Genomic DNA, 7,010 nt, shown 5'->3' with positions numbered 1-7,010 from the left:
GGCGCGTGCGGGGGGCGGCGGGGCGGGGGGGGCGCCGCCCGGGTGGCGGGGGGGGGGGTGCGGGTGCGCGGCCCCCCCCCCCCCGCCCACGACCTGCCCCGCTGGGACCGGTTCAGCGGGCCCGGGACGCTCGACGAAACGGCGCGCACCGCGGCGATCGGCGCACTCAACGCCGAACTCGGTTCCGTGGCCGACCTGTTCCCCGGCCGGTTCGCCTGCTGCGTGCTCGCCGCACCGGACGGGACGGCGGTGTGGGAGCCGTCGGCCGCCGTCGTGGCCGGGGAGGGGCCCGGCCCGGACGGCCAGGGCCCGGGTTCGTTCGTGGTGAACCTGCGGACGGGCAGCGCGTTCCGGCTGCATCCGAAGCTGACACCGGTCGTGGAGCGGCTCTCGTCCGGCGACACCGCCGTCCTGGACCGGATCAGCGACGGTGCCCGAAGGAAACTGACCGACCGGCTGGTCCAGGCCGGTGTGATGCGGAGGAGCCAGTGAGCCGACAGTGGCGCATCGGGCGGGAGTTCATCCTGCGCCATGCGGGAATGCCGTTCGACTGGCTGGAGGAGCTGGGCGCGCCCCACTCCCTGCTGGAACTCGCGGACGAGCTGCTCGACCGCGAGCGGACCGTCCTGGAGTTGGTGGAGACGCAGTTCAGCGGGCCCCGCGCCGAGTCGCTGCGCTCCGACGTGCTGCGCGGACGGGCACGGCAGCTGCCGGCGTCGTCCGGCGGGCCGCAGTGGAGCCGGGCGGTGAGCGCCTGGGCCGACGCCTGGGAACGCTACGTGCTCGCCTGCCGGCAGGCCGACGACGAGGCCGGAAAGCGACTACGGGATCTGCTGGCGGATCCGGGGGTCTCCGAGGCCGTGTTCCTGTCCAACCCGGACGCGTACCGCAACATGCTGCTCCCGCTGCTGGCGTACGAAGGCCCGCTGACCTCGCGCTGGCGCCGGGTGCGCCGGCAGATGTTCACGTACGTGCAGCGGTTCTGCGCGAAGAACGAGACGGTGAGCTTCTTCGGGCCCATGGCGTACGGCACGGTGGGCGAGGGCGAGGGTGCCGTACTGCGCGACGACGTGCCCCGCGCCCGCCGGGTGTTCTTCTCGCACTGGGCGGCGCGTGCGCTGGCCACGGCGATCGCCCGGGACCCCAAGGTCCTTCCGCATCTCGCGTTCCACTCCACCGGCCGGGGTGACGCGGCGCGGGAGCCGCTGCTGCCGCTCGTGGCCCCGGACGGAACGGTGTTCCGCGACGTGGTGCGCGCCGCCGGGCAGCCGGCCCGCGACGTGGCCAGGACGCTGATGCGGCTGGTGGCCGAGGAGGCCGTCACCATCGGCCTCGGCGGCGGCGACTACGACCTGGAGCCCCTCGCGACGCTGCGGGACCAGCTCTCCGCGCTGCCCGCCTCACCGGCCCGCGAGCTGTGGCTCGACCGGGTGGCTGAACTCGCCTCCCTCATCGGCGAGTTGGCGCAGGCGCCGCTGGACCACAAGGCGGCCGCCGTCGCCGCCCTGGAGGAGCGGTTCACCGAGTTCACCGGCAGGCCGGCCAGGAGGGGCGCCGGTGCGGCGTACGCCGACCGCGCCGTGTTCTTCGAGGAGTGCGCGTCGCCCTTCGCGCTGACCCTCGGAGCCGGGCTGGTCGGCGACTGGGAGCGGCAGCTCGCCCCCGTGCTGGAGGTGTGCACCGCGCACGGGCAGGCCGCCCAGCGCGCCGCGGCGGCCGCAGTGCGCGACGCCTTCACGGACGGGACCGCAGGAGAAACGGGCCCAACCGGGGCACCGGCCACGGAGTTGGACCTCCTCACGTACGCGACCCGAGCGGCCGCGAGCCGGTCCGACTCGACCAGCACCTTCCAGGCGGCCCACGCACCCGTCTACCCCGGCGCCGACTGGCGGGCCGAGGTCGAGCGGCTGACCGAGGAGGCCGGGGCGCTGGACGGCGACCGGTACGCGGTCATCGACCTGTGCCCCGCGGCGCCGGACGCCGCCGGGCTCGGCGCGGACGCCCCGCTCGTCCTCTCCCGCGCCCACCACCACCTGCTGGTGCGCAGCTGGCTGGGCACGATGCACCCGGATCCGGACCGACTCGGCGCGGACGCCGCCGCCTGGACGGCCGCGCAGGACGGCACGGTCGTCGGCCTCGACTTCGGGCGCCGCAACAAGGGCTACTACCGCTTCCCCGGCCGTGAGGTCGCGATGCGCCCGCTGACCTGGACCGACCACGACCAGCCGGAGCTGCTGAAGCCGGAGGACCTCACCGTCCGCATCGGGCCGCACGACGTCACCCTGCACGATCCGGACGGCAAGGCGGTCAGCGCGTACGTCCCGCTGAGCGACTTCGTCAAGTACGCCCCGATCGCCGCCCTTTCGCATCCGCAGGTGCTCCACCCCACCTTCACCACCGAGGACGCACAGCCCGAAGTGGCCCTGGGATCGGTCGTCCTGCAGCGGTCCCGGTGGCAGGTGCCCACTGCGGCGCTCGCGGCACCGGAACCCGAAGCGAGGTTCCTCGCGCTGCGCAGGCTGGCCCGGGACACCGGAACGCGGTTCGTCTTCTGCCGCAGCGCCCATGAGCGCAAGCCGTACCTGATCGACCTGGCCTCACCGCTCGCGGCGGACCTGATCAGCCATGTGGCGCGCGGCGCCGAGCAGTTGGGCGTGGAGCGGATGGCACCGGGACCGGACGAGCTGTGGCTGCGCGACGGCGAAGGCCGGCGCTACACCAGCGAGCTGCGGATGCAGATCATCGGCAGCTGCGGCACCGACAGCGGCACCAACAGCGACGGGAGCGGCACGCGATGACGCACACCACGCTCTTCGCCGAGCACTCGCTGCGGATGCGGGCCGACGTGCTCCCGGACGGCACCGTCTCCACCGAGCGGACCTCGGTGCGCGGGATGAGCGTCGAACGGCACCTCGACCGGGGCTTCACCGAGCACCGCTTCGCCGACGGCGACGACCTGCTGGCCTCGGGCGCCGCCGGAGCGGGCACGGAGGCCGCCGACGCGCTGCGCGAGGTGCAGGAACGGCCGCTGTTCGAGCTGACCCCCGAGCTGCGCGCCGAGCTCGCCGGGATCGCCGCCGAGACCGGCGCGGAGCTGACCCTGGGTGTGGCCCAGCAGCACGTCGCCGCCGGCGGCGCGGACCGCGTCGCCACCACCGAGCGGATCGTCACGACCCTGGAGACCAGGCTGACCGGTGACGACGGCACCGTCCACTCCCGGTCGCTGCTGTGCGCCCCTGCGGGGTCCGACCCGGGCGGGCTGCGGGACGCGGCCGTGCGGACGGCCGAGGCGGTGCGCGAACGCCTCGCACTGCCGCTCGCCACCGAACTCCCGGACGGCGCCGACCTCGTGCTGCTGCCCGGCCTCGCCGGGGCGTTCTTCCACGAGATCGTCGGGCACCCGATGGAGGCCGACGTAGTCGCGTCCGGGACGAGCTACCTCGGGGCGCGCGCCGGGCGGCCGGTCGCACCCGCGTGGCTGTCGGTGCTCGACGGCGGTGCGCACGACGGGCCGGGCTACCGCAGCCCGTTCGACGACGAGGGCACCCCGTGCCGCACCCTGCGGCTGATCGACCGGGGCACGGTGGGGCGGCCGATGACCGACCGGGCGCTCGCCGCCCTGCTCGGCGGCGGCCCCGGCACGGGCCACGGGCGCAAACAGAACTACCGGCATCCGGCGATCCCCCGGATGACCCACACCGTGGCCCTGATCGAGCCCACGGCCGAGCCGGAGCCGCCCTCGGGCGACTGGATCGCCCCGTACGGGCTGCGGCTGGACATGATGAACATCGCCTCGGGCGCCTTCGTCTTCCACGCCCCGTTCTCCCTGCTGCACCGCGTCGACGGCAGCACCGCCCGGCTGGGCCCGCTGACGGTGACCGGTGACGGAGCGCGGGTGCTCGCGGGTCTGCGGCCCTACGAGCACCGGGTCGCCGCCTACCTGCGGGCCACCGGGGGCTGCGGGAAGCTGGGGCAGTACCCGGTGCCGGTGTCGTTCGCGAACGCCGGGTTCCGGCTGCCGGCCGGGCTCGTCGGGCTACGGGCGGTGGCCCGTGGCTGAGACCAGGACCCGTGCCTCCGGAATCGTCACGCCCACCCGCGGCGCGCCGCGGCTGACCGTCTCGCTCGACACCCTGCGCCTCGAACGGGACGCGACGGGCCGGGTCACCGGCTCCCGGCGGGTCACCGGGTCGCCGGACCAGGACGCGGGCAAGGAGACCGGGCTGCTGCTCACCGAGGCGGCCGAACGGACGGCGTCGGCCGTCGCCGGGCTCCAGAGCGCGGTGGCGCAGATCCACGAGTGGCGTGACGGCGACGGCCTGCCGGTGTCCCGGCGGGCCGAGCTGCTGGCCCGCGTCGAGACCCCTGGCGGTCCCGTACTGCTCGGCACCAGCGGCCCGGGGGATCCGGCCGGGCTCGTGGACGCCCTGCCCTGGGACGAACTCGGGGCGCTCTCGGGGCCGTTCGTACCGGCCGACCCGCCGGGCGACTGGCGCGAGCGGCCGCTGCTGCTGCGGCCCTCCGCGGCGTCGGTGCTGGTGGCCGGTGCGGCCTTCTCGCTGACCTCGCGCGGGGGGCGCGCGACCGCCGCCCGGCTGGCGGGGCGGCGCATCCTGCCGCAGCTGACCCTGACCGATCTACCGTCGGCGCCGCCCGGGTCGGCGCTGGACGGGTCGGGGCAGGACGCTTCGGGGCTGGACGACCGGGGCGACCCGGCGCTGCCCACCCTCCTGGTCGACGGCGGCCGGATCTGCCCGCCGCCCCCGCTCGCCGAGGGCATCGCGCGCGGCCGGGCCGTGTGGGACCACGACACCGGCGGGTTCGGCCCGCCGCCGCTGGCCCGGCTCGAACTCGACGGGCCCCGGGCCGAGGTGCCCCCGGACGCGGTGGAACTCGTCTGGTGCGTGGAAGGCCTCCAGCGCTACCACGGCGACGGCACCGTCCGGCTCCAGTGCCTGGCCAGGGTCGCGGACCGGCCCGGCGGCTGGTTCCGCCTCGCCCTGCGGGGCAAACCCGTCCATCTGCTGCGCCAGGCCCGCGGCCTGGCCGGCCCACCCATGGCTGTCCACAGCGACAGCGACGTGACCACCCGCTCGCTGGTACTCGCCGGCGCGGCCGAAATGGAAGGTGCAGGACATGCCGTCGTCACCGTCATCACCCCCTGACTTCACGCTCATCGGCGGAGGGATCGTCGGCGCCTGCCTCGCCGAGGAGTTGAGCGACAGCGGGGCGTCCGTCCGGGTGCTCGACGCCGGCGCCGAACCCGGGCACTCGACCAACCGCGCGGCGGGGGTGGCGGTCCCCTCGCTGCGCTACCTCACCGACCGGGAGTTCTACGACTGGCTGCGCACCGCCAAGCGGGACCTGGACGCCGACGTCGCCCGGCTGGAGCCGGAGTACGGCGCGTTCAGCGTGGCCAGGCCCATCCTGCGCGCGCTGCGCGAGACGGACGTCGAGGCCCACGGCGACGTGCTGAGCGGGCTCGGCGTCGGCGACTGGGTGGAGGGCGGCGCCCTCGCGCAGGCCGCGCCCGGGCTCAAGCTGCCGACCAGCAGGCGCTACCTCCTCGACCCGGACGGGCTGATGATCGACGGCCGCCGCTACCTGGACGCCGTACGGCGCCGGTGCCTGGCCCGGGGCGTCGACTGGCAACAGGGCGTCACGGTGCGGGAGGTGCGCGAGGAGGGCGCGGCCGTCTCGGTGCTGACCTCCGACGGGACGCTCCGCGCGGACCGGGTGGTGATCACCGCCGGCGCCTGGAGCTCGGGCAAGGGCCTGGCCGAGGCGACCGGAGTCCGGCCGCAGCGCGGGCAGATGGCGGTGCTGCGGACCGGCGAGGAGCTGAACTGCATCCTGTCCTCCGCCTACTACCTCGCGCCCGGGGTCGGTGACGACGTGATCGTCGGTGCGACGGAGGAGGACACGGGGTTCGCCGAGCACGTGACCACCCAGGGCATCGCCAACCTGCTGCGGTTCGCCACGACCGTCATGCCGGGGCTCGCGGACTCGGTGCCCGTGGAGCTCCGTGCCGGACTGCGCCCGGTGTCCAACACCGGGCGGCCGCTGGCGGGCGCACTGCCCGGCCACGAGCGGATCTTCCTGTCGGCCGGCCATGCCGGGCACGGGCTGCTCTCGGCGCGCGCCACCGGCAAGGGCATGGCGGCCGGCCTGGTCGGCGACGACTGGGAGACCCTGCCGTACAGCATGTGCCCCTCGCACGCCCTGGGCGGTGCCTCCTGATGCGCATCGACCATGTGATCCTCGGCGCGCGGACCATCGAGCCGCTGCGCGAACTGCTGTGGGACGAGTACGGGTTCGGCATCACCGACGGCAGCCCCAACCCGGACGGCACGGCGAGCTGGGTGGTGCCCTTCGACACGCCCGACGTGCAGTACCTGGAGCTGCTCGTCACCCACGACGAACGGCGGCTGGCGGGCGAGGACTTCGGCCGGCTGTTCCTGGAACGGACGGCGGACGGGCCGGACTTCCTCAACTGGGCGGCGCTGACCGACGACATCGAGTCCACCGCGCGCGCGGTGGAGACGGTCACCGGAGCGGATCCGGACCTCTTCCGCGGCGAGTCGGTCCGGGCCGACGGAGGGAGCGTGCCGTGGGCGGAGGCGGCGTTCGACCTGTCGTGGCGCAGCCGGGTGCTGCCGTTCTTCCTGAGCTACGGCGACCCGCAGGCGCGCGCGGCACGGGTGCCGGGCGATCTCAAGGCGGCCGGGCACCGGGTCTGCCCGACGTCGCTGCGGCGCCTTGAGACGGGCCCGGCGCGGGAGCCGGAGCGGGCTTGGGCGGACCGGTGGCCCGGACTCGCCGCGCTCGACGTCCTGGTCGACCCCGCGGCCGGTCCCCGCATCTCGGCGGTGCACATCGACACCGCCGAGGGCGAGACGGTGGTGCGGCTTCCGTGACCCCCGCACGCCCCGCACCCGCGGGGGCACCGGGCGGCCCCGGCCGCAGCACCGCCGCGGCCGGGGCGTCCGGGCCTGCCCGGCCGGGCAGGT

At 75.5% G+C, this 7,010-nt stretch carries 6 protein-coding genes; all 6 read left to right on the top strand.

All coding sequences use genetic code 11. The annotated features are described in order from the left end of the window. Positions 1-492, top strand: a 492-nt coding sequence (locus ACFV61_RS12110) for a hypothetical protein (RefSeq protein WP_380491417.1), incomplete at its 5' end; no start/stop codon positions are given. Further along, complete coding sequence (locus tag ACFV61_RS12105; protein WP_380491415.1) at positions 489-2,798, top strand: lantibiotic dehydratase; 2,310 nt, start codon at positions 489-491, stop codon at positions 2,796-2,798. The genes ACFV61_RS12110 and ACFV61_RS12105, both read left to right, overlap by 4 nt. Further along, complete coding sequence (locus tag ACFV61_RS12100) at positions 2,795-4,060, top strand: metallopeptidase TldD-related protein (RefSeq protein WP_380491413.1); 1,266 nt, start codon at positions 2,795-2,797, stop codon at positions 4,058-4,060. The genes ACFV61_RS12105 and ACFV61_RS12100 overlap by 4 nt, the downstream gene beginning before the upstream one ends. Then, positions 4,053-5,165: a hypothetical protein gene (locus tag ACFV61_RS12095; protein ID WP_380491411.1), complete on the top strand. Its 1,113-nt coding sequence runs from the start codon at positions 4,053-4,055 to the stop codon at positions 5,163-5,165. The genes ACFV61_RS12100 and ACFV61_RS12095 overlap by 8 nt, the downstream gene beginning before the upstream one ends. Then, a complete protein-coding gene (locus ACFV61_RS12090; protein ID WP_380491409.1) occupies positions 5,137-6,240 on the top strand; it encodes an NAD(P)/FAD-dependent oxidoreductase in 1,104 nt (367 codons plus the stop codon). The genes ACFV61_RS12095 and ACFV61_RS12090 overlap by 29 nt, the downstream gene beginning before the upstream one ends. Continuing rightward, positions 6,240-6,917, top strand: a complete 678-nt coding sequence (locus tag ACFV61_RS12085; protein WP_380374275.1) for a VOC family protein — start codon at positions 6,240-6,242, stop codon at positions 6,915-6,917. Before ACFV61_RS12090 ends, ACFV61_RS12085 begins: the two co-directional genes overlap by 1 nt. The last annotated feature ends 93 nt before the right edge of the window (positions 6,918-7,010 follow it).

Origin of the sequence: Kitasatospora sp. NPDC059817 (genome assembly GCF_042731835.1) — a bacterium.
Taxonomy (GTDB): Bacteria; Actinomycetota; Actinomycetes; order Streptomycetales; family Streptomycetaceae; genus Kitasatospora.
The sequence above is the reverse complement of the archived record's forward strand: the minus strand, read 5'-3'. Positions and strand labels throughout refer to the sequence as shown.